The organism is Gardnerella sp. DNF01180P, assembly GCF_049244205.1.
Taxonomy (GTDB): domain Bacteria; phylum Actinomycetota; class Actinomycetes; order Actinomycetales; family Bifidobacteriaceae; genus Bifidobacterium; species Bifidobacterium swidsinskii.
In genome coordinates, this window is record NZ_CP058386.1 from 1,436,832 (window position 1) to 1,463,831 (window position 27,000).

The 27,000-nt window shown below is 44.1% G+C and carries 22 protein-coding genes, 3 tRNA genes and 1 riboswitch; of the genes, 7 read left to right on the plus strand and 18 right to left on the minus strand.

The features are described 5' to 3' along the window. The first annotated feature begins 21 nt into the window (after window positions 1-21). Complete coding sequence (locus HXT40_RS05775) at window positions 22-1,335, plus strand: hydroxymethylglutaryl-CoA synthase (protein WP_103013915.1); 1,314 nt, start codon at window positions 22-24, stop codon at window positions 1,333-1,335. Between the two features lie 474 nt (window positions 1,336-1,809). Here HXT40_RS05775 and HXT40_RS05780 read toward each other — a convergent pair. Together HXT40_RS05780 and serS are read right to left on the minus strand one after the other, a co-directional pair. Further along, window positions 1,810-1,894: transfer RNA gene (locus HXT40_RS05780), tRNA-Ser, on the minus strand. Window positions 1,895-2,090: 196 nt separating this feature from the next. Further along, window positions 2,091-3,377: a serine--tRNA ligase gene (gene serS / locus HXT40_RS05785; protein ID WP_103013914.1), complete on the minus strand. Its 1,287-nt coding sequence runs from the start codon at window positions 3,375-3,377 to the stop codon at window positions 2,091-2,093. A gap of 106 nt (window positions 3,378-3,483) precedes the next feature. On the opposite strand from serS, the gene trxA reads away from it, so the two are divergent. From trxA to HXT40_RS05800, 3 genes are all read left to right on the plus strand, one after another. After that, window positions 3,484-3,825 (plus strand): thioredoxin, encoded by a 342-nt coding sequence (gene trxA / locus HXT40_RS05790; protein WP_004110313.1) that lies wholly within the window; start codon window positions 3,484-3,486, stop codon window positions 3,823-3,825. Window positions 3,826-3,973: 148 nt separating this feature from the next. Next, the gene (locus tag HXT40_RS05795) at window positions 3,974-4,960 is read left to right on the plus strand and encodes a G5 domain-containing protein (RefSeq protein WP_033888583.1); all 987 of its coding nucleotides are present in this window, start codon (window positions 3,974-3,976) and stop codon (window positions 4,958-4,960) included. A 163-nt stretch (window positions 4,961-5,123) separates the two neighbouring features. After that, window positions 5,124-6,752: an MDR family MFS transporter gene (locus HXT40_RS05800; protein ID WP_410310209.1), complete on the plus strand. Its 1,629-nt coding sequence runs from the start codon at window positions 5,124-5,126 to the stop codon at window positions 6,750-6,752. Window positions 6,753-6,805: 53 nt separating this feature from the next. Here HXT40_RS05800 and HXT40_RS05805 read toward each other — a convergent pair whose 3' ends face one another. The 10 genes from HXT40_RS05805 to pgi all read right to left on the minus strand — a co-directional run bounded on the left by HXT40_RS05805 (window position 6,806) and on the right by pgi (window position 19,630). Then, window positions 6,806-7,516, minus strand: a complete 711-nt coding sequence (locus HXT40_RS05805; protein WP_116431905.1) for an HNH endonuclease family protein — start codon at window positions 7,514-7,516, stop codon at window positions 6,806-6,808. 51 nt (window positions 7,517-7,567) lie between these two features. Then, window positions 7,568-10,123, minus strand: coding sequence for an ABC transporter (locus tag HXT40_RS05810; RefSeq protein WP_103013913.1), 2,556 nt, complete (start codon window positions 10,121-10,123; stop codon window positions 7,568-7,570). A 269-nt stretch (window positions 10,124-10,392) separates the two neighbouring features. Further along, window positions 10,393-11,496, minus strand: a complete 1,104-nt coding sequence (locus HXT40_RS05815) for a LacI family DNA-binding transcriptional regulator (RefSeq protein ID WP_410310210.1) — start codon at window positions 11,494-11,496, stop codon at window positions 10,393-10,395. A 13-nt stretch (window positions 11,497-11,509) separates the two neighbouring features. Continuing rightward, entirely contained in the window at window positions 11,510-12,253 is a 744-nt protein-coding gene (locus HXT40_RS05820; RefSeq protein ID WP_004110301.1) for a ribonuclease HII, read from the minus strand. 66 nt (window positions 12,254-12,319) lie between these two features. Continuing rightward, on the minus strand, window positions 12,320-13,108 hold the full coding sequence (gene lepB, locus HXT40_RS05825) for a signal peptidase I (RefSeq protein ID WP_004110299.1): 789 nt from the start codon (window positions 13,106-13,108) through the stop codon (window positions 12,320-12,322). Window positions 13,109-13,136: 28 nt separating this feature from the next. Next, a complete protein-coding gene (rplS, locus tag HXT40_RS05830; protein WP_004105329.1) occupies window positions 13,137-13,502 on the minus strand; it encodes a 50S ribosomal protein L19 in 366 nt (121 codons plus the stop codon). Between the two features lie 247 nt (window positions 13,503-13,749). Then, window positions 13,750-15,264, minus strand: coding sequence for a nitrate/sulfonate/bicarbonate ABC transporter ATP-binding protein (locus HXT40_RS05835; protein ID WP_410310426.1), 1,515 nt, complete (start codon window positions 15,262-15,264; stop codon window positions 13,750-13,752). A gap of 80 nt (window positions 15,265-15,344) precedes the next feature. Beyond that, entirely contained in the window at window positions 15,345-17,093 is a 1,749-nt protein-coding gene (locus tag HXT40_RS05840; protein WP_410309397.1) for an ABC transporter permease, read from the minus strand. 259 nt (window positions 17,094-17,352) lie between these two features. Then, a complete protein-coding gene (locus HXT40_RS05845; protein WP_004574037.1) occupies window positions 17,353-17,499 on the minus strand; it encodes a hypothetical protein in 147 nt (48 codons plus the stop codon). A 104-nt stretch (window positions 17,500-17,603) separates the two neighbouring features. Beyond that, window positions 17,604-17,764, minus strand: a riboswitch (M-box (ykoK) riboswitch). Window positions 17,765-17,935: 171 nt separating this feature from the next. Beyond that, the gene (gene pgi, locus HXT40_RS05850; RefSeq protein WP_410310211.1) at window positions 17,936-19,630 is read right to left on the minus strand and encodes a glucose-6-phosphate isomerase; all 1,695 of its coding nucleotides are present in this window, start codon (window positions 19,628-19,630) and stop codon (window positions 17,936-17,938) included. A 353-nt stretch (window positions 19,631-19,983) separates the two neighbouring features. On the opposite strand from pgi, the gene HXT40_RS05855 reads away from it, so the two are divergent. Both HXT40_RS05855 and HXT40_RS05860 read left to right on the plus strand, forming a co-directional pair. Beyond that, a tRNA-Thr gene (locus HXT40_RS05855) sits at window positions 19,984-20,056 on the plus strand. 70 nt (window positions 20,057-20,126) lie between these two features. After that, a tRNA-Leu gene (locus HXT40_RS05860) sits at window positions 20,127-20,207 on the plus strand. Window positions 20,208-20,220: 13 nt separating this feature from the next. Here the strand turns inward: HXT40_RS05860 and HXT40_RS05865 are convergent. From HXT40_RS05865 to HXT40_RS05875, 3 genes are all read right to left on the minus strand, one after another. Then, a complete protein-coding gene (locus tag HXT40_RS05865) occupies window positions 20,221-20,907 on the minus strand; it encodes a non-canonical purine NTP pyrophosphatase (RefSeq protein WP_004110290.1) in 687 nt (228 codons plus the stop codon). A gap of 22 nt (window positions 20,908-20,929) precedes the next feature. Further along, window positions 20,930-21,691: a ribonuclease PH gene (rph, locus tag HXT40_RS05870; protein WP_012913873.1), complete on the minus strand. Its 762-nt coding sequence runs from the start codon at window positions 21,689-21,691 to the stop codon at window positions 20,930-20,932. A gap of 66 nt (window positions 21,692-21,757) precedes the next feature. Continuing rightward, window positions 21,758-23,872, minus strand: a complete 2,115-nt coding sequence (locus HXT40_RS05875; RefSeq protein WP_410310212.1) for an ABC-F family ATP-binding cassette domain-containing protein — start codon at window positions 23,870-23,872, stop codon at window positions 21,758-21,760. 127 nt (window positions 23,873-23,999) lie between these two features. Here HXT40_RS05875 and rnc point away from each other — a divergent pair, with 127 nt between their 5' ends. Next, window positions 24,000-24,830, plus strand: coding sequence for a ribonuclease III (gene rnc, locus HXT40_RS05880; RefSeq protein ID WP_285089465.1), 831 nt, complete (start codon window positions 24,000-24,002; stop codon window positions 24,828-24,830). A 49-nt stretch (window positions 24,831-24,879) separates the two neighbouring features. Here the strand turns inward: rnc and rpmF are convergent, their stop codons facing one another. From rpmF to HXT40_RS05895, 3 genes are all read right to left on the minus strand, one after another. Beyond that, on the minus strand, window positions 24,880-25,074 hold the full coding sequence (gene rpmF / locus HXT40_RS05885) for a 50S ribosomal protein L32 (protein WP_004574042.1): 195 nt from the start codon (window positions 25,072-25,074) through the stop codon (window positions 24,880-24,882). 184 nt (window positions 25,075-25,258) lie between these two features. Beyond that, entirely contained in the window at window positions 25,259-25,945 is a 687-nt protein-coding gene (locus HXT40_RS05890) for a YceD family protein (RefSeq protein WP_410310213.1), read from the minus strand. 2 nt (window positions 25,946-25,947) lie between these two features. Next, a complete protein-coding gene (locus HXT40_RS05895; RefSeq protein WP_102703370.1) occupies window positions 25,948-26,985 on the minus strand; it encodes a hypothetical protein in 1,038 nt (345 codons plus the stop codon). Between the last annotated feature and the right edge of the window lie 15 nt (window positions 26,986-27,000).

A 27,000-nucleotide genomic window follows, 5' to 3' on the forward strand; every position in this document is an offset into this window, starting at 1 on the left:
AATTTAGGGGTTTTAGGACAAATGAGCACACAAAATATCAAAATATCAGCAACCGCAGCAGCCAACACAACCACAACCTCCGCAACCACTCCCCTTGCCGTCGGCATTGACCGCATCTCCTTCGCAACGCCGCACTATTACCTAAACCTCGAAGAATTGGCGGAACACCGCGGAATCGACCCTAACAAATTCACAATCGGAATCGGTCAAAGCGAACAATCCGTGCCACCAAATCACCAAGACATCGTCACTCTCGCTGCGCAAGCCGCACTCCCACTGCTACCATACATCGATAGCAATCGCCTCAAAATGCTCATCGTCGGCACAGAAAGCGGAGTCGACGCAAGTAAATCCAGCGCGCTATACGTTCAAAATCTGCTAAAACTCACGCCGTGGGTGCGCTCTATTGAAGTAAAAGAGGCTTGCTACGGCGGAACGGCAGCTTTGATGATGGCATGCGATTATGTGCGCGCGCACGCAGAAAAAAATCCGCAAGTGCTTGTTATTGCAGCCGATATTGCGCGCTACGGGCTTGCTACCCCTGGCGAAGTTACGCAAGGCGCTGGGGCTGTGGCAATGCTTGTGAGCGCGAATCCGCACGTGCTTAAAATTAACGACGACAGCGTTGTAAAATCCGCGGATATTCAGGACTTTTGGCGACCTGTTTACCAAGACACCGCTCTTGCTCACGGCAAGTTTTCAACCGAGCAATACATACAATTTTTCTGCGAAGTTTGGCAAAAGTATTGCGCGCAAAACGATTGCAATTTCAACGATTTCGCCGGATTGTGCTTCCATTTGCCATATACGAAAATGGGTTTGAAAGCACTTAAGGCTGCGATGGATTCTTGCGCAAATTCTTGCTCTGATTCTTGCGATAATAGCAACCTAAGCGAGTCGTCGCGCAATCGCTTACTTTCGCGCTACGAAACCAGCACGAAGTACAGCCGTCGTGTAGGCAACATCTATACAGGTTCCCTGTATTTGGGATTGCTGTCTTTACTTGAGTTAGACGAATTTACTTGCGAAAATAGTGATCTTACTGCACTTAAAAGCGGCGATAAGATTGGACTATTTTCTTATGGTTCCGGCGCTGTTGGTGAATTTTTCAGCGGCACGATTGCGCCAGGATTTAGAGATGCGCTGTTTGCGCGCGAGCATGCGGATATGCTTGATTCGCGCGTGCATTTAAGCGTTGCTGATTACGAGGAGATGTTTGAAAGCGTTGCGCCTTACGCTCCGGAAGATTTCGAAAGCAGCACGTCTTGCCGCGAAGGTGCAAGCTTCTTCCTGGACGACATCACATCGCAAGAGCGTCACTACTCCGCGCGCTAAAATCGAGCGAGCGCACGTTTCAATCGGATTCTCGCGCGTAGCCGACTTTCCCTTTACACGCACGTAAAGTTTCTGCCTCCATCCAGTCATTTCGCGACCCTTCCTTTACACCGCAGTAAACTTTCTGCCGTTATTTCGTGCGCAACCGACCCTTCCTTTACACGACTGCAAACTTTCTGCTGCCTTCACGCCCTTTCCCGTCAATCGAGACGAAGACAGACCGAGCTTTCACTGAAAGTGCAGTGCACTTTCAGTCCTGAGAAAGCTCGGCAGAATAAAAAAGCTTCAAGCGCGAAATGCAGCAACACAAACCTGACACACTGCGTTAAACACACTAGCCCACACTTTCTGCGTCTTTATTGACGCAGAAAGACCTCGCTTGCGTTGGAAGCACACTGTGCTTCCAACCTGAACAAGCTCAGCGAATTAAAAAAGCCTAAAGCAATTTCACATGCTTTAGGCTTAGTTAATTCGCGGATGAGGCGAGATTCGAACTCGCGGTAGGTTTCCCTACAACGGTTTTCAAGACCGTCTCCTTAGACCGCTCGGACACCCATCCATTTGCGCACGAAAGCAATCAAATTGCCGCTTTCAACGCACAAGTGGTAAGCATATCATCACGTATAGAACACAACACACAACACCCAGATTCAAAAAGCTTATCAACTAAAAAATAAAGCCCAGGCAATTTCCCGGGCTTTGTAGCTAATTAAACGGTTTTTTGAAACAAACGCCGTGTTTGTGCACGAGTAAACTCACGCTTCCCACTTCGTCGGCTCAATCACTTCCTTGCCACCCATATAAGCCTGCATTGCCTTTGGAATATCAATCGAACCATCTTCATGCTGATGATTTTCCAAAATAGCCACAAGCCAGCGAGTAGTAGCCAAAGTGCCGTTAAGCGTACTAACTGGGCGAGTTCCGCCATCTTCCATACGTTCGCGCACATTCAATCGGCGAGCCTGATACTCAGTGCAGTTAGAAGTAGAAGTAAGCTCACGGTAACGTCCTTGCGTTGGAACCCAAGCTTCACAATCAAACTTACGAGCGGCAGAAGAACCAAGGTCACCTGCAGCAGTATCAATAATGCGGTAAGGCACTTCCACCTTAGCAAGCATTTCCTGCTCCATACCGAGCAACTTTTGATGCTCAGCGCGAGAATCTTCCTGCTTGCAATAAACGAACATCTCAACCTTATCGAACTGATGCACACGAATAATACCAGAAGTATCCTTTCCAGCAGCACCAGCTTCACGACGGTAGCAGCTCGACCAACCGCAATAACGCAAAGCACCATTGCTTAAGTCAAGAATCTCATCCTCATGCATGCCAGCCAAAGCAACCTCGGAAGTACCGACCAAATACTGATCATCTGGTTCGCGCAAACGGTAAATCTCGTCCGCATGAGAATTCAAAAAGCCAGTTCCGCGCATTACTTCTGGGCGAACAAGCGTTGGCGTAATCGCAAGCGTAAAACCGTGCTCTTCGGCTTGATCAACAGCCATAGTAAGCATTGCGATTTGCAAGCGAGCCACAGCACCGCGCAAGAAGTAGAAGCGAGAGCCTGCAACCTTCACGCCACGACGCATATCAATTCCAGCAACACCAGTTCCAAGAGTCAAATGATCCTTTGGCTCAAAACCTTCAGCTGCAAAATCGCGAGGCGTACCAACCTTCTTAACTACAACATAGTCGTCTTCTCCGCCTTCTGGAGCTTCATCTTCAACGATGTTAGAAAGCTTCCACATTGCCGTAGTGTAGTCGGCAGTAGCTTTTTCGGATTCAGCTTTGTATTCCGCAACTTTCGAAGCTAATTCTTTAGTTTCGGCAATAAGCGCAGCCTTTTCCTCCGCGCTAACTGTTGCAACCTTCTTACCAATAGCTTTTTGCTCGGCGCGAGCTTCTTCAAAAGCCTTAAGAGCAGTTCGGCGCAAATCATCGCTGCGCAATACTTCATCGACGAGCTCAACGGATTCACCGCGCTTGCGCTGCGATTCCTTAACTACGTCGGCATGTTCACGAATAAATTGGATATCAAGCATGACTCCTAGCCTAGTGCCGCAAGACGACAGATAAGCGCACTATCGGCAACTTTATGCAAGGCGGCACGTACAATAAAGCAAATACGCAAAATATTGAGGGGGTAATATGGCAGCAATACATGCTACTACAGAAAATTTTGAGAAGATTGCTTCGACAAATGAAATAGTTGTTGTTGATTTTTGGGCAACATGGTGCGGTCCATGCAGATCTTTTGGTCCTATTTTTGAGAAGGTCAGTGAAAAATATCCCGAAATTCCTTTCGTAAAAGTTGATATTGACAAAAGCAACGAGATTGCTGCAGCTGCTCAAATCCAAGCTGTTCCAACAGTAATGGTTATTAAGCGCGGCGAAGTTATTTATAGACAAGCGGGAGCATTACTAGCTTCTGATTTGGAAGATTTGGTTGAACAAGCTAAATCTTACGAATCTAATGATTCTGAATCCTGATTTATAGACTATGCCATGAGATATAATACGTGAGGTTTTGCATATACGTTTTGCACATACACTTTAACGCATGTTTCTCATGTTTTATTAGTCTACGTTGCGAGCGTTTGCAAGTATCAATAGAGTAATTGCAGAAATAAGGAGGGTTATGACCAGTCACCGTAAGCATACTGTTACGCTTGGTTCACTCAGTTTACGACAGTGGGCTAGAGTTAGTGCGGTTATTTTGGGCTTCGTTGCTTTGGTGATACTTGGTTTTGCCTCGCGAGATTTTTACGCTTCGTCTAAAGGTCACGCTGTTCAGGTTACTTCTTATTCAGCAACCGATTCTTCGCAAGTTTCTCGTAGTGCTAGCCGTAGTATGTTGCATAATGGCGCGACTTCATATATTAACGTTGTTATAAATGGTCATCATCGTACTATTTTGGGCACTGATTTCACTGATGTAAAATCCGTTCTTGATGCTGGAGATATCACTCTTGAGCCACACGATGTTGTTACTCCATCTCTTACAACTAAAGTTAGCGAATCAACTGTTATTACTATTAATCGTGCAGGCGCAAAATTAGAGAATTCCGACGACCCAATCGCGTTTAACGTCGTTAAAAAGGAAACTGCTGCACTTCCAAAAGGTACTGAGAAGGTGCAAAGTGAAGGCGCTAACGGCGTAATGGAAACAGCAAAAATAGTTACTCGAGCTAAGGGAAAAATAGTTTCCTCTAATATTTTTGCTTCTTATGTTAAAAAAGCTCCAAAAGATAAGGTTATTCTTGTTGGAACTGGCGGCTCTTCTGCCGGAATTGGCTTAACTGCTTCTATCGGTACGACTGTTCCTGCTGGCGAGATGCAACAATGGGCTCACGACTGGCTTATCTCTAACGGTTATAGTGAAGCTGATTTTACTGCAACAGTATTTATTATTTCTCATGAGTCCGGTTGGCGCGTAAACGCAATGAATCCTTCTGGGGCCTACGGTTTACCTCAAGCTTTGCCAGGCGGAAAAATGGCTTCTGCTGGCGCTGATTGGGCAACTAACTATCAAACGCAGCTCCGCTGGTTCTGGAATTATTGCAATGGTCGTTATGGCTCCATTCAAGGCGCTTACAATCATTGGCTTTCCTACCACAGCTACTGATTAGAATCAGTCTAAATATCATTGTTTTGCGCAAAATAAATTTTTAAATAACTTTTGTTTTGCGTAAATTAAGTTTTGCAATTTTTGTTGTAATAGATAAGAGAATAGACTTAAGTCGATTGACTTTTGCCACCTATGCTTAAAAATACGCTTAAGAAAAACTATGTTTAAGAACAAAAAAGGATGTTTTATTTTGACGCACTCAACATGGCTGTCTAATAAAAGCCAAGATCTCAGTCATGCATTAACAGGCGAAGAAGCATACAATAACAATCGTCTTACACGTCCTGCTTTAATTTCTCTCGCTATTCTTACGTTTATTACATTTATCGGCAATTTCGCACAATTACAACTTACTGCAGCATTGCCAACAATAGTTCAAGAATTTGGTATAAGCGTCACAACTGGTCAGTGGCTTACTTCTATTTTCCAGCTGATTATGGCAATTATGGTTCCACTTACAGCATTTTTAACAAGACGCTTTTCTACTCGCCAAATTGTTATTACTTCCATGTCGCTTTTTACTTTTGGATCCGTACTTGCATGGCTTAGTAACGACTTTATGATGGCACTGGTTGGTCGAACTCTTGAAGCTATTGGCACTGGCGTAATGTGGCCTGTTTTACAAATTACCGTATTCTCCGTCTACCCTGTTACTCGCAGAGGTATGGCAATGGGAAGCGTTGGCATGGCTATGAGTATTGCTCCAGCAATCGGTCCTACTATTGGCGGTTTGCAAACTGATATTAATGGATGGCGTTCTATTTTCTGCTCTCTTACTATTATCGGAGCAATATCCGTCGTTTTGGCAGTATTTTTCTTGCATAATTTTGGAGAACACGATCTTAACGCGCATGCTGATTTCTTCTCGGTTGGCCTTTCGGTTATTGGCTTCGGCGGGCTCATGTTTGGATTCACTAATATTGAAGGATGCGGAATTTCACACCCATTATCTTGGGCTCCTATGATTATTGGCACTTTTGGAATTGCTTGGTTTGTTATAAGGCAGTTGCGAGCGCAAAAACGCGGTCACACTCCTCTTCTTGGTCTTAATGTGCTTAAAAACCGCTACTTTATGGTAGGTACTATTTGCGCTTGCCTTACATTTTTTGCTTTCAGCTCAATTATGGTGCTTATTCCGCTTTATATTCAGTCTGATCGTGGTTTTTCAGCAACTATGAGCGGCTTAATTCTGCTTCCTGGAGCGTTCGGCATGGCTATTTCGCAGTATTTTGGTGGTCGTATGCTAGATCGCTTTGGAGTGCGCCCAGTTGCTATGGCAGGCTCTATTATTCTGTTTTTTGGCACTGTAATGATGAGTCTTATTGACATGGATACGTGGATTTGGTGGATTTCCATTTGGCAGTTTACTCGCCAAATTGGCATGGGATTCTTGCTTATGCCAATAACTACGTGGTCGCTTAATTGTTTGCATAAGGAAGAACTTGGCGATGGTTCGGCTGTAACTAATACTATGCGTCAGCTTTGGGGAGCTATTGGAGCACCTGTTTTAGTAGTTACAATGACAGTATTGACAACTCTTCACCATTCTGGCACAGGTCACGCTGCCGATGTTGCTGCTAGTATTTTCGGAGTTCAATGGACTTTGCGCATTAGTGCTATTATTACAGGAATTATGGCTCTTATCGTTATTTTTGGAGTCAAGGGCGAAGGCACGGGTTCTGCTCACAATCTTGCGCGTAGAGCTATTGATCGCATGCGCGTGTTGCATATTCCTCATTCAGCAGAGCATCACGACGTAATGCACGATCACACTCATAATCATTACTAAACGCTTATTAAACGCTCACTAAGTCGCTTTACGAATACCAAACTGAGAAATCCTTACTTTGGTAATTTTTGTGCAGAACAGTTATGCAATACGCTTTCCATACTCTGCTTTTCTTCGCGAGTTACAGTTAAACCATATTTATACTTAACAGCTATTTGCCTAGCAACATATTCGCACCTGAAGGTTTTGTTTGAAGGAAGCCAGTAAGCTGCGGACGCGGAACCTTTTTCTTGATTAGCAGCTCCCTCAACCGCGAGTAGGTTCATCATATCGTTGCCAAATTTTAATCGTTTTGCACGATTCCATTTCCACGCTCCAGATTCCCACGCATTTTGTAATGCAACAACATGATCTATTTGAACTAATGCACTGGTTTTTCGCCCACGCACGAAGTGAATATCTTTGCCAGTATACGGATCATGCAACAAGCCGAAACGCACTTGGCAGGATCCTGCGTACTTATATTTCACATTTTGTAAATCACGCGCTAAAACGTCTTCCCTAACGTCACATCCGTTACCGTCATCGTCAGTAGTACGATATCCAAATACTTGACGCTCGTACCCGTAACGATAAGGCTTAGATATACGCAATTTTCCCAATGCTTGTGCAGCTTCTCCGCTTGCTTCATATTCTCCTGTAATCTTCCCAACGCTACTGTTTATTTTAGGAAGCAACAAGCCAATAACAATCCCACATAAAACAGCAAACAGCAGCATCCAGAACAGCGCAAGAAACTGCCTCTTGTTACAACGATTACGCATGCTCAGTCCCCCAACTCAACTTATGCATATTCAATATTTTTTAAATTAAAGTTAGTTACTGCTCTTAACTCTCATAACAGACGGTATTCTTTGTAAAACAACATCTACAACTTGCTGAATCATAATTACAAGCAAAACCATTGCCATAACAGCATAAACCGTACTCCATGCTGGAATATTAGCTGGCACCGGATGAATGGTGTGAGAAACCACTAGTGCGGCTACAGAAATGCTAATTAACGATATAGCAAGAACAAGTGCCGACATGCCTCCACTTTTACGAGCCAGACGCATTCTTTGTTGAGAAACTTTATGCATTGAAGTAACCATTCGATTAACGCAATGCTCACCTTGCCTAAATGCAAGTACTTCATCGATACCAAGCTCAATATCACTTACTTCATTCTCAACTTCATGTTGTTCAATGCGCACTTTATTTGCAATATGCTTGGAGCGTATAAGTAAGTATCGAGGAACAATAAACATAATAAACACGCATGAAACAATAGCTACATAAGACAAATTCGCATCGAAATAGTACAAAACAACCATAAGAGGTACAACTGCAAATATCATTCCAACATTCATGCTGATATGAGCTTTATGCCAATGTTCGTGATGCATATCTACACCTGCAAATGTTGTAACAAGAGTTAATGCACGAACTGCCATACAAGCAACAGCAACAAGCACGCACTGTTGCATTACAAAACCAAATATTGGACGTCCTGCAACAGCAAACATCGCTGAAACAATAGCAACAGGAATACATACTGCAGAAACAAGATTGAGAGCAGTACTAAACATTGATATAAAAGCAAAAATAGCACGTTTGAACTTTGAGATTGTTCTCACTTCATAAGTATAAGCAATACTTGCAATAGAAGAAATATGCTTGTTTTTATTAGGATCTTGCTGAGCTTGCTCAACATTATGCGAGTTTTGCGAGTTTTGAGATTCGTTTAATTGATTTAGTTGCGTAATATTTTTAGAACTATCATTAGCAACATGACGATACGATTCTACAGTTGCTATTTCGTCCGTTGAGCTAATGCCATCATCATTTGGCATTAATACTATTACATTTGCATAACGCGCTATGCGACGCAATATTTTAACAATTTCTTCAGCCTCATGATTGCTAATATCACATTGGGAATAATCAAAAACGTACACTTTAGTGTGTCTTAAAATTGCTCTAGCAAGAATAACGCGACGCTTTAAATCTTCAGAATTATAGGATGCTTCAGGATTATTAAAAAGTCTATCTATTGGCATATCTAGACCGTCGTAATCGGCATAAACAACACCATCTATTCGCACAGCTCGCAATGCATCCCACATCGCAGTAGTCGTAGCTGTTGGAGCAGCCAAAAGTAAGTTTTCTCGCAATGTTGTGGAAAATAGATGACTTCGCTCGCTAACTATAGTAACAATATCTGCTAAAGCTGCAGAACTTGCATCGTTCAACGACAAGTAAGATGCACTATCGTTTGCGTCAAATACTTCAGAAACTACAAATGGAGAAACGTCGTCTTCATGAATATCATAACGGTCGCTATAAGAAAGCAATATGTCAGCAGATTTATTAAAACCTGTTCCAGAAAGTATTTTCTCACGCATAACATGATGATATTTACTTGGAATAACTTGCAATTCACCAGATTTTGCAATTATCGATAAACGTTGAGCTTCATTAGTATTCGCATTATTTTCCGAAATATTGCATCGCATACGCAAAGCAATATTGGTTGAGCCATCAGGCAAAGATAATGTTGAACCGTCGTCACTAAATGCTATTGGAGCAGGAGAATCAGTAACCATTTGCAACAATGCTTCAACATGATTCAAACCATTAACAGCATGTTTAACTACATGCATATTCTTACCAACAATTCTCAGTGGCTGGACGCTTAACATTAACAAAGGCATTGTCAACAGAGCTGCAGCAAGACCTACACCTTTAACGGAAGATAACCAAACAGTTGCAACAATTGCGAGTCCAGCAATAACATAGGCAAATAATGCACTTACACAACGCCACGATACTGGGCTTAGTGCCAACGAGAATATAAGAGAAGCAACATTAAACAACGCAGCTAATGCGCAAATCCCAGCTATAGCAGGGTTAACTGTAAATAGTGCTGCAGAAACGACTACAGGAACAGGAATAGATGCAATAATTTGTGGAACTAAAGAAGCAACAAAACTTTGTATTGCAAAAATATCTTCATTTACGCGCAAAGAAGTAATGTCATGAGAATCTTCAATATCTACAGAGCGTAGAGATAACATTGCGCGCAACATTTTAGGGCGCAAACGCATAGCTATTCGCGACTCAATTTCTGCACAAACAGTACACGACCAGTAAAAAACTGCATATTTCAGCAAAATAATAGCAGCTAAAACAATAATGTAAGACGTAAATTCAACAGAACTCATTAAAGAAGTTCCAGTAGAACGAACAGGTCTTAATACTGGAGACAACATCCCAACGCAAACGTAGACAAAAGCTATGTTTACAAGATAAGAAATCGCAAGACACGCCGACCTTAAAACAACTAGATGCTTAATTCCTGGCACGAACGCAAAGCAGCGATTTATCATCTCCTGATCCTTTTCTTTATTCCATATTTATTCAAAAACCACACACTCCCAACAGATGTTAAGATTACGCTTCACACACACCATCAACACGCCGACAGCCGCGTAATTATGCTGATTTTAAGCCATTTTGCCAGATATTAGCATTAAGAAAATAAAGTTGTTTCACAACTGTTTCACGCAATATTTAAATAATCAAAAAAATAATTAAAAATACCATTCTTAATTCTATTCTCAATAATTTTTTCATACAATTTTTCACGATCGCAAAATTATCTCAATACTGCACCAATAGAAGAACGCAATTTTAAGCTAGCAGGTATTTGTCCAACTCCATGAGACATATCTGGGAATGCTGGTTCAGGCCCATGATTCATTAATCTCAAAGCTTCACGCACTGCCAACGATCCTAATTGCTGCATATCGAGACTCACAGTTGTAAGAGGTGGGAAAAAATCACTTATTGCCGGAATATCGCCGAAACCAACAACACTAATATCACTCGGAATTTTCAAACCGTGCTCATACAAGGAACGCACAACTCCTACTGCCTGCTCATCGCTTGAAGCAACAATAACAGTCGGCAATGCAATGCCATCTATACCAAATTTCTCAATCATATGATTCATTCGCGCGTAACTTTCAGAAGACTTCCACGAAGTACATTGCACAATATGCGAATGAATACCTTGAGCAGTTGAAAGTGAACGCCATGCAATGAGTCGCGTTGCAGCACCTCTCCATTGTGAAGGACCTGCTATATAAATGGCATTTCGATGTCCATAATGCGCAATAAGTGACACAATATCGTTCATTGCGCGAGATTGATTAATCCCAATCATTGAATACTCAACGTTGCTACGAGAACGCAACATATTCATGCCTTCATGCGCGCTTATTGCACCATGAGTAGCAGTAACACATACGCACGGCTTAAGAATACGCGTACGACACAGTGACGTAAATATTGCGTCTGTTGGAGCGTCAATTATTAATCCGTCGACATTTTGCTCTTCAAAACTCTCGCATAAATCTTGAATATCACTTTGTTCACATAATGTTTCGTTGACCATGCTAATAGAAAGAAAAAGACCACGAGATTTTGCTTGCGCTTCTATAGGAGCAATAATGTTTCGAGATGTTCTATTTTCTGCACCAACGATAAGCCCTAAAGTACGCGACCTCTTAGTCGCTAATGCGCGCGCTGAATTACTTGGATAATACCCAAGTTGCTCAATAACTCGCAGAACTTTAATTCGCGTGTTAGCAGAAACATCAGGAGAATTATTAATAACGCGAGAAACAGTTTGATGACTTACGCCAGCAGCATGCGCAACATCGATCATTGACACGCGTTTTGCTTCATTTTCTGCCATATATACCCCTCGCTTATAGATGCCAAGACAGTCTATGCAAATCGCTAGGTCCTACTTTTTTAATGGCATTGCGATGAGCTAAAGAGCCGTAACCCTTATTACTTGCCCAATCGTAGGCTGCATATTTCGGATTTTTAGCAAGAGATACCATAAGATTATCCCTAGTAACTTTTGCCAAAACTGCAGCTGCAGCTACGCTCGCACACTGTCTGTCTGCTTTTACTAAAGTATGGACTTTTACAGGCTCAGGAATGTAAGGAGCGTCAAAAGTATTTGCGACTTTGTCAATATAATCGCAAGGTCCATCCAATATTGCTGCAATACGAAAGTTTGAATTCTCACGCGTATTCTCACGCGTATTCGCATTTACGCTAAAACTTAGCTTTTTAATATCTTCCTCAACTTTAGAAATTGCTTTTAATGCAGCAACACCAAGAGCATAGCTAATACCCCACTCATCAATTTCTGTGTTAGTGCAAGACCCGACTGCCCAAGTTGTACACCATTTTTGCAACGGTTCATAAAGCTCTTCTCGACGCTTTTCACTCAGCAATTTAGAATCAGCTAAGCCTTCAGGCATATAGTTTTCTTTTACTTGTTTAATTCCAATAACTGCAGCTCCTACCATCACAGGACCTGCAAGAGAGCCTCTTCCTACTTCATCAAGACCAATAACCCAATCATAGCCTTCGCAAAGCAGATCTTGCTCATATTTAAATGATGGAACAAGCGGTATATTGGATGATTTATTTGACATAATTAAAATCAGTAGATACAAGTCGCGCTAACACAATTTCGTTAATACTCATTGCGTTAATACTTTTTATTTTGCAGGACGATCAGGCACATCTTTAAAATCATCATGGTGTTCGTCTAAAAGACCAATTCGATCAAGCGGCCACGATCTAAACACAGCAACGCCCTCGATTTTGGAAATCGGAACTAAGCCATCATCGCCATCATTGCGATGATATCGTGAATCCGCAGAATTAGAACGATTATCGCCCAAAACAAACACGTGACCAGCTTTAACTTTTACTTTAAACGGAAAAGCACTCGGGTCAACACCAGGACGAATATAGGAAGATTCTCGTATTGGAACACCGTTTACAACAATAGGCTGCCCAGCGCCTTTACACTCAACAGTATCCCCAGGCAAACCAATAAGACGCTTAATTAAATCCTTGCCAACAACACCGGAAGAATTTTCACCACTCAACCAATGTGCAGGATCCTCAAAAACAACAATATCTCCACGCTTTAATGGGAATAAGCGCGGAGTTAGCTTAGTCGTAATAACATAATCGCCAATATGAATAGTATCTAGCATAGAGCCAGAAGGAATTGTGTAAGCTCCAAATAGGAACACACGAATAAGTATCACTACTAATACTGGAATACCGAACCATGTTATAGCATCGCGCAAAGTTAGGCGGTCATTTTTAGCACGCTTAGAATGTGCAAAATGCTTACCTTTTCTATTTTTGCGCTTAAACATGCGAGAGCCGGAAGGTAAATCTCCTTCCGGCTCTGGTGGAACCGGTGAAGGATCTATACCATGACCCGCTACTGAAACGATATGAGTATCGCTAATTTGCGTGTCATCAGTCATAACAAATACCCTTCACATAAGTTCTATTTTACTTAGCAGAGTTATCGCGACGCTCAGCAATACGAGCAGCCTTACCACGCAAAGCGCGCAAGTAGTACAGCTTAGCGCGACGAACGCGACCGCTACGAACCAGCTTAATCGAATCGATAGCTGGAGAATGAAGTGGGAAACGACGCTCAACACCAGTGCCGAAGCTCACCTTACGAACAACGAAAGTTTCACGCACGCCAGCACCCTTACGAGCAATCACAACGCCGGTGAAAGTCTGAATACGAGTGTTGTTGCCTTCCTGAATCTTAACGTTGACGTCAACGGTATCGCCAGGACGGAAAGCTGGAATTTCTTCAGCAGCCTTAAGATGCTTAGCATCAAATGCTTCTACAGCATTTACCATAATATTCCTCCATCGCCGCCGCATATCGACGCATAGTAAGCGTTAGCAACAAATGTGCTACGCAAATCTTTCCCCAAAAAGTTCGCTTTTTAGGGGACTTCCGATCCGCGCAATCTTAAATAAGAAGCGACTAGACCTAAAAGATAAAAGAACTATGCGGCATCCCTTTATCGAAAGCATACAAGTACCAAATTTATGCTCAATAATGGACATTATTGAGCATAATTCCGCACTATTCCGCACTATTTCAGCGCACAACTCCATCGAGAGGAGCAGTTTCAACTGTACGAGTCAACTCGTCATCATCAGCGTCATAATCAAACAACTCGCCGTAACGACCCCAGCTAATTGCAATATCAAACTGCTGACGCGCCAAAGCATCCGTGTGCTTACTGCGCAACAAATCCAAAATCAGCTCGCCACGAAGCTTTCCGTTACGATTCCTACTCAAAGCTTGATCAATTGCGTGCACAAGAGGCGCATGTTCAATCGCAAGACGAGCAAAAACTTGCTTACTGTGCAAAATATCGGCATTATGCCACTCTTCACCCTCAGAAGTGATAGTAATATGACCATTTTCTGCAGTAAGCAAATTAAGCATCGTGCCAGCATCAACAAGTGGGAACAAATCATCAATCTCAAACGACAAATCAGCTGCCAAATCAGCCAAATCAATGCCATCTGGGCTTTCAGAAATCACGTCAAGCAAACCAGCCATACCACCTGGTGTAGCGTTTGGAAGCAAACGAACAGCCACAGGCTCTGCCTTTGTCTCACCTGCTTCAGCTTCATCCTCACTTTGCTTATCTTCATCTTCATCGTCATGGTGGCGCTGAATAAGCATATCTGCAATTGCTGCAGCTTCGTTATCTTCAGCATCTTCATTAGTTGCATTATTTGCTTGATCTTGAGAATCAGCATCTTCGGAAGCGTCTTGCTCTGCAGTGCTTTCTGGAGCAGAACCAGTCAAAATAGCATACAAATTATCAACCATCGCTTCAAATTCAGCACTGTGCTTATCTCGAGGACGAGGCAAATCAACATTCACATCAGCAATTAAGTGACCTGGATGAGATCCAAGAACCACAACGCGATCAGCCATCTGCACAGCTTCTTCAATATTGTGCGTCACAATAAGCACAGACTTAATATCTCGCTCCTCGCTAGACCACAACTTAAGAACTTCCTGTCGCAAGTTTTCAGCAGTAAGCACATCGAGAGCAGAGAACGGCTCGTCCATAAACAATGCATCCGGTCTCAGCACCAACGCGCGCGCAATACCAACTCGCTGACGCATACCGCCGGAAAGTTCCTTAGGATACGCTGTTTCAAAGCCGTCCAAACCGATTGCGTCAATTGCAGCTAAAGCAAGCTCAGTACGCTTTTCTTTACTAACACCTCTAGCACGCAAGCCAAGTTCCACATTGTCTTGTACTGTAAGCCACGGCATAAGAGCGAAGGTTTGAAATACGATTGCAACCCCTGGGTTTGGACCTGTCAGCTCGCGTCCGCGATACGTTACTGTGCCTTCTGTTGGCTGCACAAGACCAGCCATTGTGCGTAGGAAAGTTGATTTTCCAGCACCAGAGCGTCCCAATATTGCCACGATTTCACCTTCGCGAAGAGTGAAAGAAATATCGTGCAAAACGTGCTGAGTAGTGCCACTGTCAGAAGTGAAGCTTTGACTGATGTGCTTTGCATCGATAATATCGCTTGTAATTGAGGATTGCACTTTTTTTGCATTGCTCTTTAAAGTATTCATAATTTTGCCAATCTTTTTCATAAAATTTTGTTATTTTAAGCGATTTATTAGTAAATTTATTAGTCGATTTGTTAGTCGATCTAATTCAATACGTAACGTTTTTCGGAAATACGTTGCATTGGCGACCAGAATAATCGGTTGCTTAAAACGACAATCAAGCTCATAACAGTTACGCCAACTAAAGTGCGCGCAGAATCTCCTAAAGTGGTTGCATTAGTAATATATGCGCCCAAACCCTGAGTTTCCATGTGGTTCTTTCCATATTCCACAATCTCAGACACAATCGAAGCATTCCAAGCACCGCCTGCAGCTGTAATACCGCCAGTGCACCATGAACCGAAAATAGACGGCAAAATAAGCGTCTTCCATCGCAAAGTACGATCCAAGCGGAAGCTGCGCGTCATTTCACGCAAATCATCAGGAATAGCACTAGCACCTGCAATAACATTGAACAAAATGTACCATTGCGTACCAAGAGCCATCAAAATAATACTTCCCCAACCAAGATCAATATGCCAGGCCATAAACCAAGCCATAGCAAACGGGAAGATGAAGTTTGCTGGGAAGCTAGCAAGAATTTGCACTATAGGCTGCATAATACGCGAAATCTTAGGATTCATGCCGATTACAACACCAACAGGAACCCAAATAAGCGAGCTTATTAAAATCAACGCAGCAACGCGCATAAAAGTGATGCCACCAAGCATGCCTGCAGTAATAAACTCATGCAAACCCGCAGTTGTATACACAAAGTAAAGCATATGGGCGGCGCCAGCAGCCACAATAATTATCATAATAACGTTAAATACCCAATCACCAAGCTTATGCTGAGCAGCCTTATGAGGCCACTTGGAGCCTGTGCGACCGAATGGGCGCGTTATTTTTTCAAGCCACTCGCGAATTGGCAAAAACAGTTTACTAATAACTTCATCTGCATGAGAGTGACGAATAAGAGTCAAAATAGCACTGTGACGCTCATTATCAGATGCGCTTTGCGTAATGCGGAAACGCTCAGCCCAAGCTGTAAGCGGTTTCCACAAGAAGAAGTCAAGTGCCAAAACAACAATCACCATCGACAAAATAGCCCACCAAATAAGACCAAGCTTATTTTCAGCAGCAGCTTGTGCCACAAAACTACCGATGCCAGGAAGAGCATAAGTGTGATTATTTACGGAAATCATTTCCGAAGCTGTAAGGAAGAACCATCCGCCTCCAACAGACATCATACAATTCCAAAGCAGCGGAATCATTGCGTTAGGCATGTCTAGCACCCAGAAACGTTGCCAATGCGTGAGTTGCAAACTACGAACTGCCTCATCCAGTTCCTTTGGCTCGCTGAGCAGCGAACGGTGGAACGAAAAAGTCATATTCCATGCTTGACTCGTAAAAATAGCAAAAATCGAAGCGGCTTCAACACCAAGCATTGATCCAGGGAAAATTACCAACCAAATAGTGACAGTTGCCGAAAGGAAGCCAAGAATTGGAACTGATTGCAAAATATCTAGAAGAGGAATAAGCACCTTGCCAAGCCTACGACTGCGAGCTGCAAGAGAGCCATAAACAATAGTAAATATAAGAGATGCAACTAATGCGATCAGCATGCGAAATACTGAGCGCAAAGTGTAGTAAGGCAGATTGATTAAGTCCGTGGATACCTTAGATGGTATGCCACTTGGACCAATCGGCTGATTTATGCGCTGAATAAGGAAGGCAGTTACGCCAAAAACGGCAATAATGCCAACGCACACAATAATATCCGACCAGAAACGAGTGTTCTCGTCGACTTGCGCACCTGCGCTTTCTTTGCGCGAAGTTGTAAATACGGTCATAATAAAGTCCTCGAATAGGCAATAAGTGGGTTCACCTTCGTGTATTTTTTATTTCTATTCATTTATTACGCAGATATCTATTGAGATTTCTATGCGGATTTCTATTTAGATTTTCGTAAATTCTTGCGTAAAGATCTGCGTAACTTTTCTTGTGTAAATTCTTGCGTAGCCGTATCACCATTGATTACGTTACAGGCGCAAATAACTAGAACTCACGTTTTAACTTCGTAAATTATATTTCGCAAGTTGTATTCGTAAGTTATATATTTCGCAAGTTTTGCAACCTAAATTCGGTGATTGCCGGCTTCATATATTCAGGAGGAACATCCGAACTACTACTGCCAATAGTGTCGGAGCCTTCATCAGTACGAGTACTAGAATTATGGCTTTTACTGTCATGTTTCACGGCAAATCACCTCCTTAAGTTAGTGCGCTGCCGGCGCAAATCTTCATCATTGAATCGGAGGTTTACAAGAGAACAGAGACGCACCAAAACACACAAATGCATGTTAAGCGTGCCACGTCGTTCAAGCTTCAGCTTCGCAGGGCGGTGGCGTTGCATTAGTCGAAGCCTTAAATTCGACAACGACTGTTAACCAGCGTGCAGTGTCTCCACTGTGTTGCGGCAGCAACCCTTATCCCCGTGGTAGCCTTACCTACCGACCGTGCTCATTATAAATTATTGTTGCAGTTGTGTCAACATGCAGCAAAACACATTGCAATGCACTTGAGACCTATAAAACTCAGCGACAGATGCTAAACAAAAAGTCTCTTGACGAATTAACGCCAAGAGACTTATAAACCAACAATCACTAAAAACGATTGCCTATATGACTACTATCTTACTTGCGATGAGCGCGATAGAAGCGAATCAAGCTCTGCGTAGAAGCATCCTGAGCTGCCAAAGCTTCATCATCCTTAGAAATTGCAGGAGTAATCTGCTTTGCAAGCTGCTTTCCAAGCTCCACACCCCACTGATCGTAGGAATCCAAGCCCCACACGGTACCTTCAACGAAGGTGATGTGCTCGTAGAGAGCAATCAACTCACCCAAGCTAAATGGAGTCAAAGCATCGCCGAAAATGGACGTGGTTGGACGGTTGCCCTTGAACACGCGAGCTGGCACAATCTCCTCTGAAGTGCCTTCAGCGCGAACTTCATCAGCAGTCTTGCCGAAAGCAAGAGCCTTAGTCTGCGCAAGATAGTTGCCCAAGAAGAGCTCGTGCACATCCTGATCGCCATCCTTAGTAGGATTTGGCGTGTTCACGAAAGCAATGAAATCAGCTGGAATAAGCTGAGTGCCCTGGTGAATCAACTGGTAGAAAGCGTGCTGACCGTTGGTGCCTGGCTCGCCCCAGAAGATTTCGCCGGTTTCGCTTGTTACAGGAGTGCCGTCCCAGCGCACAGACTTACCGTTAGATTCCATGGTGAGCTGCTGCAAATAAGCTGGGAAGCGGTGCAAGTACTGATCGTATGGAAGCACAGCGTGAGAAGCAACCTTGTAGAAATTGCGGTACCAAACGTTGAGCATACCAAGAAGCACAACAACGTTCTTCTCGAATGGAGTCTCAGCGAAGTAGGTATCGATTGCGTGGAAGCCCTTCAAGAACTCTTCGAAACGCTCTGGACCGAGGACAACAGCCAAAGAAGTGCCGACAGCGGAATCCACAGAGTAGCGGCCGCCAACCCAGCTCCAGAAGCCAAAAGCGTTGGTTGGGTTGATGCCGAACTCTTCAACCTTCTCAAGGTTGGTGGAAACAGCCACGAAGTGCTTAGCAACAGCTTCAGCCTTCTTTGCGTCGCTTCCGTCAATAGCACCGCACTCCTGAAGCTTGTTCAGCAACCAAGTGCGAGCGGTACGAGCATTGGTCAAAGTCTCCAAAGTGGTGAAGGTCTTGGAAACAATGATGAACAAAGTGGTTTCTGGATCCAAATCCTTGGTCTTTTCTGCCATATCGTTTGGATCAATGTTAGAAACGTAGCGAGCGCTGATGCCGGCGTCAGCGTATGGCTTCAAGGCTTCGTAAACCATGACTGGACCCAAATCGGAACCGCCAATACCAATGTTTACAACAGTCTTGATGTTCTTGCCGGTAACGCCCTTCCAAGCGCCAGAACGAACTTCGTTAGCAAAATCGTAAATGCGACCCAACACTTCACGCACGTCTGCAACGGTATCTTGACCGTCAACAATGAACTTGCCAGCATCCTCTGCAGGACGACGCAAAGCAGTGTGCAAAACTGCACGATCTTCAGTATTGTTAATGTGCACGCCGGTGTACATTGCCTTAGTGCGCTCGTCAAGCTTGACTGCCTTTGCAAGGTTTGCGAAAAGCTTAAGAGTTTCAGGCTTAATTAAATTCTTAGAAAGATCGAAGTGGAGATCTCCAGCTTCGAAGCTCAACTTATCCACGCGATTTGCGTCCTCGGCAAACCACTTCTTCAGGCAAACGCCTTCTGATTGCAACTCGTCGTAATGCTTCTGCAATGCAGCCCACTCTGGGGTTTTTACGGCGTCAACTGGCGGATTGATGGCCATTGTAAGGTCCTTTCATTTCTTCAACTGACGTGACAGCAACCGTCACTATAGTCCAATTCACAAGATACTCACAAAAGCAGACAGAAACACGCGAAGCTTAACACAAAAATGAACACAATCACACTGATAATTTACACATAAAAATTTGTAGTTTGAGGATGTGCAGTGCCCCAAACGCGCGCAACCTACCCTGCATTTGGAGGGTTATCTGTGGTTTATCACTCCAAACGCGAGGAAATTATCTCACATTTGGAGCATTATCTATTGCACGACGCGCCAAATTGGACAAATTCAAAAATATGATATATAGTGTTTGATTTGTGCGCGAGTCGCGAATGCGTCTCGGGCAACATGCCACTTTAGCTCAGTCGGTAGAGCGTCTCCCTCGTAATGAGAAGGTCGACAGTTCGATTCTGTCAAGTGGCTCTCTGACTCACTCGAGTGTATTAATACTTTTGATTTGTTTTTATTCGCTCGATTGTTTATATGAGTCTATGCGCGAGTGGCGGAATGGTAGACGCGCAGGATTTAGGTTCCTGTGTCTTACGACGTGTGGGTTCAAGTCCCATCTCGCGCACGAAATTTTTCGCTTATTCAGTAATAAATAATGCCTGCAACTCCGGTAAAAGTGCGCGCAAAGCATTACCTCTGTGCGAAATAGCATTCTTTTCTTCTTGAGTCAGCTCTGCACTAGTCAAACCTTTCATTTGCACACCATCGCGAATAGGCTGAAGATCTGGCACAAACAGCGGATCGTAGCCGAAACCATTAATTCCGCGCGCCTCGCGCAACAAGTGACCAACCATTTCTCCGACTCGAACAGTCTCAAAGCCGTGAGAATGCGACATAACACTGCCTTCAGGAACCTCACTGCACCCATCCGGAATAGCAAGAGCTGCAGCACAACGAAAACGAGCAGTACGACATTGATCTGGGATATCAGAAAGTTGGCGCAAAAGAAGCTCATTATTAGCTTTATCATCTCCATGCACACCACTCCACCTAGCAGAAAGAATACCAGGGGCAGCACCAAGCACATCAACGATAAGACCCGAATCGTCTGCAATAGCGGGATAACCTGTTCTTGCAGCAACATCACGCGCTTTGAGCAAAGCATTCTGTTCAAAAGTCACGCCAGTTTCCACAGGATCAGGCAAGCCAAGAGAACCTGCAGTTACTAACTCGAAACTGTCTGCAAGTTTCGACAATTGCTCCTCTAAAATTTGCTTGATTTCAACGAGTTTTCCCTCATTATGTGTTGCCACAATAAGCTTCACGCCCGTTCTCCTTCAATCTCTTCTATTTTGCTAAAGCGGCTTTTTGAGCAGCTTGCAATTCGCGATTACCTTTAGTTGCCAAATCAAGTAACGTATTTAATTCGTCGCGATTAAATGGACGATGTTCTGCAGTGCCCTGAATTTCAATGAAAGTACCGGAACCTGTCATAGCTACATTCATATCTGTCATAGCTTGACTGTCCTCAACATAAGGCAAATCCAGCATAGGAGTGCCGTTAATAACGCCTACAGAAACAGCGGAAATAGAATCCTTAATAACATTTGCAGCAGAGCGAATATGACCATTCTTTTCTGCCCAATGAAGCGCATCTACCAAAGCTACATAAGCTCCAGTTACGGAAGCAGTACGAGTTCCACCATCCGCTTGCAACACGTCGCAATCAATTTGAATCTGGCACTCACCCATCGCTTTCATATCGACTACACCGCGCAAGCAGCGACCAATAAGACGACTAATTTCGTGAGTGCGACCACCAATTTTTCCACGCACAGATTCGCGATCAGTTCGCTCAGCTGTTGCTCTAGGAAGCATAGAATATTCGGCAGTTACCCAACCCAAACCGGAATCTCTACGCCAACGAGGCACACCAACCGTAAAAGTTGCGGTGCACATTACGCGCGTATTGCCACACTCAATAAGCACAGAGCCTTCAGGAACATCAGTAAATTTACGTGTTATGTGCACAGGTCGGAGCTCGTCAACATCACGACCGTCAACGCGAATTGGTTTTACAGATTCCAACATATCCTTGATTTGAGTCATACCTCACAAATTTAGCACGTGGCTGTTATCTTCTATTTCATCTTCTTAGCACGCAGCAATTTTGTACTAAAGCTGCTCAGAAAGCTCCATCCACTCATCCTCAAGAGCACTTGCTTCTTGCTCGTTTTTTTGGAGATCTTCGTTAAGAGATTGAAGTCCAACAAAGTCACTTGGGTTATGCGCAGCCATTTGCGCTTCAATTTGCGACTTTTCTTCTTCAAGCTTTGTAAGTTTTCGCTCGATTGCTGAAACTCGCCTTGCAGCATCGTGATAGGCTTTGCCGGTAAGTTTGGGCTCAATTACTGTACTTTCTGAACTTTCTTTAGTTGTAGAATTTGCAGCACTCGAAGCATTCGCAGTACTTGAAGCGCCAACAGTACCAGTAGTACCACTACTATTTTCGTGATCGCGTTGCAGCTTTTCTACAATTTGCAAATACTCATCTACACCGCCTGGAAGGTGACGAATTTTGCCGTCAATAAGCGCAAATTGCTGATCTGTTACGCGCTCAAGCAAGTAGCGATCGTGCGAAACAACAATCAAAGTGCCAGGCCAAGTATCGAGCAAATCTTCCATAACTGCAAGCATGTCAGTATCGAGATCGTTTCCAGGCTCATCCATAATCAGCACGTTTGGTTCGTTTAGCAAAATCAGCAGCAGCTGCATACGTCGCTTTTGACCGCCCGAAAGATCCGCAATTGGTGTCATAAGCTGCTCGGGCTTAAAACCAAGTCTTTCCATAAGCTGACCTGGGGTCACTTCTTTGCCATCAATAATATAGCTAGGCTTATAGCGACTTAAAACTTCTTTTACTTTATATTTTCCAAGCTTTTCAAGCTCTTCTAGCCGCTGCGAAAGCACGGCAAATTTTACAGTCTTGCCAATATTTACGTGTCCAAGCGTAGGCTTTAGAGATCCGTCAATAATGTTTAATAATGTTGATTTTCCTGCTCCATTCGCACCCACAATTCCAAAACGATCGCCTGGACCTATAAGCCAAGTTGCATCGTCTAAAATCATGCGTCCAGTAATAGTTTTGCGCGATGCAGCTGAAGTTTCTGCAATGTTTTCTACGCTCGTAGCAGTATTTTCCGAAGTATTTTCCGCAGAATTTTCAAGAGAATTTTCTTGATTTTCGTCAACGGCAATAGTAACGCTTCCCACGTGAGTTGGTTGCGCAAAAGCAGATTCTACGATATCGACTTTATTTGATTTTTCTGCATTATCTTCACCTAAAGATGCGTTTTCTGCAATATCCGGATCGATATTTTTTAACTGCTGAGCGTTATCGAAAATTTGCGTAACGTCAATTAAATCAACAACTTGCTTACCAAGACGCGAAGTTGCCATTTTCTTCAATTCAAGAGTGTCTCTTAGCGGCGGCACATCTGCAATAAGCTCGCGCGCTTGCTTTACGTGGAACTTTTGCTTAGTAGAACGCGCACGAGCACCCCTGGAAAGCCAAGCTAACTCTTTTCTCGCCAAATTCCTGCGACGCTCTTCGCGCACATCCGCTTGGCGTTCGCGCTCCACACGTTGCATCATATAAGCGCTGTAACCACCCTCGAAAGGATCAATTACGCCGTCGTGCACTTCCCACATCGAAGTGCAAACCTCGTCCAAGAACCAGCGGTCGTGCGTCACAATCAAAAGCGCACCTTGACCGTCCTGCCAACGGTGAAGAAGATGCTCTGCAAGCCAATGAATCGTCACAACGTCCAAATGATTCGTAGGCTCATCCAAAGCCAAAATATCCCAGTCGTGCAACAATAATCTTGCTAAATCTGCGCGCCTGCGCTGACCTCCAGAAAGCGTTCCAACTTTCGCTTCCAAATTTATGCCGCCAAGAAGCGCTTCTACAATTTCGCGCGAACGCTGATCTGCAGCCCACTCGTAATCTTCGCGATTTTCAAGAGCAGCCTCGCGCACAGTTGCGTTATCGTCCAATGGATCGCGCTGGTCCAACATGCCAAAAGTAAGCCCTCCGCGCTTCGTAACGCGACCAGAATCAGGCTGCATTTTACCGGCAAGTAGTCGAAGTAGCGTTGACTTTCCGTCGCCATTTTTTCCAACAATACCGATTCTGTCACCTTCAAAAACTCCAATAGTAACGTCTTTAAAAATCGTTTTTGTAGCAAATTCTAGCGAAACTCGTTCTAATCCCAAATCATACGTAGGCATAATCCACAAATATAGCTGAACACTTATACGAAAGGATATAGAAGGAATATGGAAAAATGCGATCGCAAATGCGAACGCGAAGCTTAAAAGCGCTTGTGTTGGTAGTAGGACTATAATAATACGTGCTATGAAAACTCAGAACAATCAACAGAATCAACAGAATATGCAGAGCAAACACAATCAAAATAATCAAAACAACTCGCATGTACAACACAACGAAGATGGAGTTTTGAGATTAGATGGCGGTGAAACACGTCCTGGAGACCCAACACAGGAACTTTTAAACGCTTTAGGCACAACTATTTCGCCGGATCTTTTGGTAGAAGCACTCACCCACCGCTCGTTCTCGCACGAGCATCCTGGCACACGAAATTATGAGCGACTTGAGTTTTTGGGCGATGCTGTGCTTGAGTTAGTTTCTACAGAAACGCTGTTTTCTGCACACCCAGACATGACTGAAGGTCAGCTTGCGAAGATGCGAGCGAAAGCTGTGTCTGAATGGGCGCTTTCTGCTGTTGCGCGCGAAAAGCTGCATGTTGGCGCGTATATTCTTCTCGGTCGCGGAGAAATGGAGCAGGGCGGAAATAATAAAGATTCAATTTTGTGCGATATTGTTGAAGCACTTATTGGTGCAACTTTTGTTGAACATGGAATTGATGAAGCTCGCAGAGTTGTGCATCGTTTGATTGACGACACTTTGGCGGAAGTGCTAACTGAAGGACCAGCTCTCGATTGGAAGACTTCGCTTACTGTCAAAGCTCACGATATGGGTTTGGAAGATCCAGAGTATCGAATGGCTGTTTCTGGGCCAGAATACGCTCCAGTATTTGAAGCTCGCGCGGTTTTGGCACATAAGGATGGCGACGAAGTGTTGGGAGTCGGAAGTGGCTCTAGCAAACGAAAAGCGCAACTCGCAGCCGCCGAAATCGCTTGGCACGCACTCGACGCGCGTAAATAAAAAGAAAAACCCTGCCACCCGTCGATGGCAGGGTTTCTATTAATAAAACCTACTTGGTGTGCTCGGAGCGAATAGCTTCACGATAAACACGACCACGGAAGGTTCCGCAAGATGGGCAAGCCATGTGTGGGAATGCCTGAGAACCGCAGTTCGGGCAAGTCACAGTCTGCACGGCAGACGCCTTCCAATTAGCGCGACGCGAATGCGTATTAGCACGCGAGGTCTTATACTTAGGCAGTGCCATAATTCTTTCCTCTATTTCGTTCAATCGATTGAGCTTAAGCGTTCTGTATATTACAGCAAGCGCCGTACAAATTGCTAATTTACGTGAACTTGAGTGAGATTTAAGCGAAATCTGTTTTGCGCAAAAGCTCGCGCTCTAAGCGCTCGCTACGAAACTCGCGTTGGAAGTCCACTGGACTTCCAACCTAAGCGAGTTTCCGCTCCGAGTTGCTTTCGCGCGCTAAATCGCAGCGCTCAGGCAGGTCGTCGCGCTTTTCATTCTGCTCAAGCTGAGCTTTCAAATCCTCTAAAGCAGCAAAACGAATATCCGTAACGTCATGATGATGATCTGGATGCTCGTTTAAGTTTTCGCCACACTGAGAGCAAAGTCCGCGACAATCCGGCTCGCACAACGGTTGCAACGGCAGCTCACTTACCATCGTGTCGCGAATAAGAGCCTCAATATCCGCAAAATCACCACCCGCAACTAGCGGATACACATTGCCCGACTCGTCATTTTCATCCCAAATTTGCGATTCAGCTTCATCCGCATCGCCACGAGTATTGCGATTATCCGAACGATTAGAACGCGAGTCAGCATATGGAAAGAATACGCACACATCCACTTTCCAATCGCGACGAAGCGGCATCAAGCATCGAGTACATTCTGCATGCACCGGAGCAGTAATACTGCCCTGAAACATTAAGCCGTCAACCACAGCATCAAAATCGCCATCAACCATAACATCACTGCCTGGCTTTACGCCAATAACGTAATCTCCAATACCTTCCGGCGCCGGAAATACGCGATGCAACGACATGCTACTACCAGCGCGCGCAGCCATTTGCGCTACTGGAACAGCCCATGCTGATTGGGATGGATGCGAAGCCATTACTAATTCCTTTCCTCTTCATCATCGTCATACAATGATGAGCTAATGTCATTTTGTACGTGCGCTGCAGCTCGACGACGATCTTCCAACACTCGCTGACCCGCTTGCACATCTTGTTCTAATTTATCTAGCTGCTGCTTTAAGCCTTCCATAACAGTCGCGCAATACTGATCCGCACCTTGCGTAAGCTTGTCTGATTTTGCTTGCGCAGTAGCGAGAATATCGCGAGCTTTCTGTTTTGCTAAAGCCGTTACGTTTTCTTGACCTGCTAAAAATTGAGCACGCTCTTGCGCTTCTTCAATTATTTCTGCAGATTGAGATTGCGCTGAAGAAACAATAGAGCTTGCTTGTGCTTGCGCTGTACGCAAACGTCGCTCTGCTTCTCGCATTAACGCAGAAGCTCGCTCCAATTGCACAGGAAGCATATCTTTCAAACGCGCTAACTGGTCAACGAACTCATCGCGATCAATTTTTACCATTCCTGCAGCAAACAAAACATTCTTGGCTTCCGAAAGAGTTGCTTCCATTGCGTCAATAATGTCGTAAACTGTAGTAAATTCAGCGCGGCTCTTTGAACGCGCTTCATCGCTTATTGTTTCTGCAGCTACTTTTGAAGTTTCAGATTCATTTTCCTCAAAGTCGATAACGCCACCATCTTCTCGCTCTCGTAAATCTGGAAGAGGGAAAGGAGAAAATGATGCTGGCGAAGAAGCTGCTTTGCTATTTTTCTTGTTCTTATTTGTACTATCAGCACCATTATCCTGCACATCTTCCGCAGCAGAAACACTTCCAACTGCCGCAACAGATGACGTTTCTGTGTTGTCAGCATCTGTATCAACTAATAGGTCGCCTTCATGCGCACTTCGTACGTCGGATTGCGTTTTATTTACAACGCCATCTTGAGCATCTTCTTCATCTGCGAGAACCGGATGCAATGGCAGCTTTTGATTGCGATCAACTTGCACTTCGCGCTCCATCGTGTCGTCTCCTTCACTAGATAATCCAGAAGTTGCGTCAGTAAGTTCATTTTTATTTGTCATCTTCTACTCTCCTGT

What these genes read in the sequence shown, in the direction of transcription:
- HXT40_RS05775 (WP_103013915.1), top strand. Translation starts at nt 22, where the DNA reads ATGAGCACACAAAATATCAAAATATCAGCAACCGCAGCAGCCAACACA.
- serS (WP_103013914.1), bottom strand. Translation starts at nt 3,377, where the DNA reads ATGCTTGATATCCAATTTATTCGTGAACATGCCGACGTAGTTAAGGAA.
- trxA (WP_004110313.1), top strand. Translation starts at nt 3,484, where the DNA reads ATGGCAGCAATACATGCTACTACAGAAAATTTTGAGAAGATTGCTTCG.
- HXT40_RS05795 (WP_033888583.1), top strand. Translation starts at nt 3,974, where the DNA reads ATGACCAGTCACCGTAAGCATACTGTTACGCTTGGTTCACTCAGTTTA.
- HXT40_RS05800 (WP_410310209.1), top strand. Translation starts at nt 5,124, where the DNA reads ATGTTTAAGAACAAAAAAGGATGTTTTATTTTGACGCACTCAACATGG.
- HXT40_RS05805 (WP_116431905.1), bottom strand. Translation starts at nt 7,516, where the DNA reads ATGCGTAATCGTTGTAACAAGAGGCAGTTTCTTGCGCTGTTCTGGATG.
- HXT40_RS05810 (WP_103013913.1), bottom strand. Translation starts at nt 10,123, where the DNA reads ATGATAAATCGCTGCTTTGCGTTCGTGCCAGGAATTAAGCATCTAGTT.
- HXT40_RS05815 (WP_410310210.1), bottom strand. Translation starts at nt 11,496, where the DNA reads ATGGCAGAAAATGAAGCAAAACGCGTGTCAATGATCGATGTTGCGCAT.
- HXT40_RS05820 (WP_004110301.1), bottom strand. Translation starts at nt 12,253, where the DNA reads ATGTCAAATAAATCATCCAATATACCGCTTGTTCCATCATTTAAATAT.
- lepB (WP_004110299.1), bottom strand. Translation starts at nt 13,108, where the DNA reads ATGACTGATGACACGCAAATTAGCGATACTCATATCGTTTCAGTAGCG.
- rplS (WP_004105329.1), bottom strand. Translation starts at nt 13,502, where the DNA reads ATGGTAAATGCTGTAGAAGCATTTGATGCTAAGCATCTTAAGGCTGCT.
- HXT40_RS05835 (WP_410310426.1), bottom strand. Translation starts at nt 15,264, where the DNA reads ATGAATACTTTAAAGAGCAATGCAAAAAAAGTGCAATCCTCAATTACA.
- HXT40_RS05840 (WP_410309397.1), bottom strand. Translation starts at nt 17,093, where the DNA reads ATGACCGTATTTACAACTTCGCGCAAAGAAAGCGCAGGTGCGCAAGTC.
- pgi (WP_410310211.1), bottom strand. Translation starts at nt 19,630, where the DNA reads ATGGCCATCAATCCGCCAGTTGACGCCGTAAAAACCCCAGAGTGGGCT.
- rph (WP_012913873.1), bottom strand. Translation starts at nt 21,691, where the DNA reads ATGACTCAAATCAAGGATATGTTGGAATCTGTAAAACCAATTCGCGTT.
- HXT40_RS05875 (WP_410310212.1), bottom strand. Translation starts at nt 23,872, where the DNA reads ATGCCTACGTATGATTTGGGATTAGAACGAGTTTCGCTAGAATTTGCT.
- rnc (WP_285089465.1), top strand. Translation starts at nt 24,000, where the DNA reads ATGAAAACTCAGAACAATCAACAGAATCAACAGAATATGCAGAGCAAA.
- rpmF (WP_004574042.1), bottom strand. Translation starts at nt 25,074, where the DNA reads ATGGCACTGCCTAAGTATAAGACCTCGCGTGCTAATACGCATTCGCGT.
- HXT40_RS05890 (WP_410310213.1), bottom strand. Translation starts at nt 25,945, where the DNA reads ATGGCTTCGCATCCATCCCAATCAGCATGGGCTGTTCCAGTAGCGCAA.
- HXT40_RS05895 (WP_102703370.1), bottom strand. Translation starts at nt 26,985, where the DNA reads ATGACAAATAAAAATGAACTTACTGACGCAACTTCTGGATTATCTAGT.